General features: G+C 66.8%; 3 protein-coding genes. All 3 read left to right on the forward strand.

Annotation, left to right across the window (positions count from 1 at the left end):
- The coding region (locus MOV75_RS33755) for a branched-chain amino acid ABC transporter permease (protein WP_247007502.1) at positions 1–938 on the forward strand (938 nt) is incomplete at its 5' end.
- Positions 938–1,780 carry an ABC transporter ATP-binding protein gene (locus MOV75_RS33760; RefSeq protein ID WP_246924629.1) on the forward strand — a complete coding sequence of 281 codons (843 nt, stop codon included), beginning with the start codon at positions 938–940 and terminating at the stop codon, positions 1,778–1,780. The genes MOV75_RS33755 and MOV75_RS33760, both read left to right, overlap by 1 nt.
- Complete coding sequence (locus MOV75_RS33765; protein WP_246924631.1) at positions 1,777–2,517, forward strand: ABC transporter ATP-binding protein; 741 nt, start codon at positions 1,777–1,779, stop codon at positions 2,515–2,517. The genes MOV75_RS33760 and MOV75_RS33765 overlap by 4 nt, the downstream gene beginning before the upstream one ends.
- The last annotated feature ends 165 nt before the right edge of the window (positions 2,518–2,682 follow it).

Genomic DNA, 2,682 nt, shown 5'->3' on the forward strand with positions numbered 1-2,682 from the left:
CCGGCACGTTCATCGCGCCGAGCCGGCCAGTGCGCATTCCACGCTGGGCTTTAGCTGTTGCGGCCGCAGGTTTCGCGGTCCTGCCGTTTTTCCCGGTCTCGTTCTACGTGCTACAGACCCTGATCAATGCCTGGCTGCTCGGCATGCTCGCGCTTAGCCTGACGCTGGTTGCGGGCACGATCGGCCAGGTCTCGCTCGGTCACGCCGCGCTGCTCGCGATCGGCGCCTACACGTCGGCGCTGTTGTCGCTCACGTTCTCGGTGCCGGCCGGTCTCGCCATCATCGGCGGTGGCCTAATGAGCGCTGCGCTCGGCACTGCGCTGATCTCGCCGTCGTTCCGCCTGCGCGGGCATTATGTGTCGATCGCGACGCTCGCCATCGGCGAAATCGTGTCGCTGGTGATCCTGAACTGGGAGAGCGTCACGCGCGGGCCGATCGGCATCTCCGGCATCCCGCCGCTGTCGCTGTTCGGCTACGATCTGATCAGCCCGACCTCGATCTACTGGTTCAGCTTCGCCGTGATGGTCGTGCTGGCGCTGCTGCAGGGGCGGCTGCTCACTTCGCATCTCGGCCGCAGCTTCCGCGCCATCCGCGACGACGACGTCGCCGCGCGTGCCTATGGCCTCAGCCTCAATCGCTACAAGTCGCTCGCCTTCATCTTCGGCGGCTTCGCCGCCGGCGTCAGCGGCGGCATCGCGGCGCACCTGTATTCCTACATCAACCACGAGACCTTCAACACGCAGCAATCGATCCTGGCGCTGACGGTCGTCATCCTCGGCGGCCTCGGCAATGTCGTCGGGGCCATTCTCGGGGCGGTCGCGCTGGTCGGTCTGCCCGAAGTTTTCCGGATCGCGGCGGAGTATCGCATTCTAATCTACGGCATCGTGCTGCTGCTGCTCGTGCGGTTCAGGCCGCAGGGCCTGCTGGGGACGATCTGATGGCGGAGCAGAACACGCTGATGCTGTCCCTGCGCGGGCTGACGCGACGCTTCGGCGGCCTCACCGCCGTCGACGCCATCGATCTCGATCTCGCCAAGGGCGAACTCGTCAGCATCATCGGTCCGAACGGCGCCGGCAAGACGACCTTGTTCAATCTCGTGACCGGGCTCGACCGGCCCGATGACGGCGCTGTCAGCTTCCAAGGCCAGGACATCACGGGCCTGTCGCCGGAACGGCTTGCAGGCGAGGGGATCGCGCGCACGTTCCAGCTCGGTCGCGTCTTCGGCAATCTCAGCGTCATGGACAACGTCCTGATCGGCGCCCACACGCGGCTGCGCGCGGTGAAGCCGGCCGTGCCGGTGATCGGCCCGCTGCTGGAGCTGGGACTCGCGCTGCTGCGCCCGGCGAGCGTCAAGGCCGAGGAGGAGAAACTGCGGGAAGAGGTGAAAGCCATTCTCGCGCGCTTCGGCGAGCGGCTGCTGCCGCGGATCGACCAGCCGGCTTATAGTCTCTCCTACGCCAACCGGCGCCGCGTCGAGATCGCACGTGCGCTCGCGCTGAAGCCGCGCCTGTTGCTGCTCGACGAGCCGACGGCGGGCATGAACCCGACCGAAACCGCGGAGATGCAGGGTCTCGTCGCCGAGCTCAAGGCGGAAGGGCTGACCATCCTCCTGATCGAGCACAAGCTGGAGATGGTGATGCGGCTCTCCGACCGCGTCGTCGTCATGGACGAGGGTAAGAAGATCGCGGAAGGGCCGGGCGAAGAGGTGCGGCGTGATCCCAAGGTGATCGAGGCCTATCTTGGTCACGGCCTGGCAACGGAGCAGGAGAGCGCGGCATGACGAACGCTTCGGCCGAACCGCTGCTCACGCTCACCGGCGTCAACACCTTCTACGGTCAGGCTCAGGTGCATTTCGACCTGTCGATCACGGTTGCGCGTGGCCATATCGTCTGCCTGCTCGGCGGCAATGCCAGCGGCAAGTCGACCACGATGAAGATCATCCTGGGCCTAGTGAAGCCACGCTCGGGCGAGGTGAGCTTCGACGGCGCCTCGCTGCTCGGCCTCTCGACGCCGCAGATCGTCCGCCGCGGCATCGCCTCGGTGCCGGAGGCGCGGCGGCTGTTCGCGGACATGAGCGTGCGCGAAAACATCCTGATGGGCGCCTTCGTGCGCAACGATCGCGACGCGATCGCGCAGGATCTCGACAAGATGCTGACGCTGTTCCCGAAGCTCGGCCAACGCCTGTCGCAGCGCGCCGGCTCGCTCTCCGGCGGCGAGCAGCAGATGGTGGCGATGGCGCGCGCACTGATGAGCCGTCCGCGCATGATCGTCATGGACGAGCCGACCATGGGCCTGTCGCCGCTCTATGTCGACCGCGTGCTGGAGCTGATCCGCACCATCAACCAGGAAGGCGTCTCGGTGTTCATGGTCGAGCAGAACGCCAGCCTCGCGCTCGAGATCGCGCATGAAGCCTATGTGCTGCAGACCGGCAAGATCGTGCTGTCAGGCCCGGCGCGCGCACTGAAGGACGACCCTCGCATTCGCGACGCCTATCTCGGCGGCTCCGAGGCGGCGTAGGTGTCTCAACCTCTCCCGCAAGCGGGAGAGGGAGCGCATCTCATTCGTGGTGACGCTCAAGCCGAAGCCGCTCTCGCGACCTGCTCGGCCGGCAGATCGTCGCCGTTGGGATCGCCGGGGGCCGTGGCCCAGGCCAGCTCCACCAGCGTCACGATCCGGCGCCCG

The organism is Bradyrhizobium sp. PRIMUS42, from assembly GCF_023006515.1.
Lineage (GTDB): Bacteria > Pseudomonadota > Alphaproteobacteria > Rhizobiales > Xanthobacteraceae > Bradyrhizobium.

Excerpts from the sequence above, each read along its gene's own strand:
- MOV75_RS33765 (WP_246924631.1), top strand. The coding sequence starts at position 1,777 with ATGACGAACGCTTCGGCCGAACCGCTGCTCACGCTCACCGGCGTCAAC.
- MOV75_RS33760 (WP_246924629.1), top strand. The coding sequence starts at position 938 with ATGGCGGAGCAGAACACGCTGATGCTGTCCCTGCGCGGGCTGACGCGA.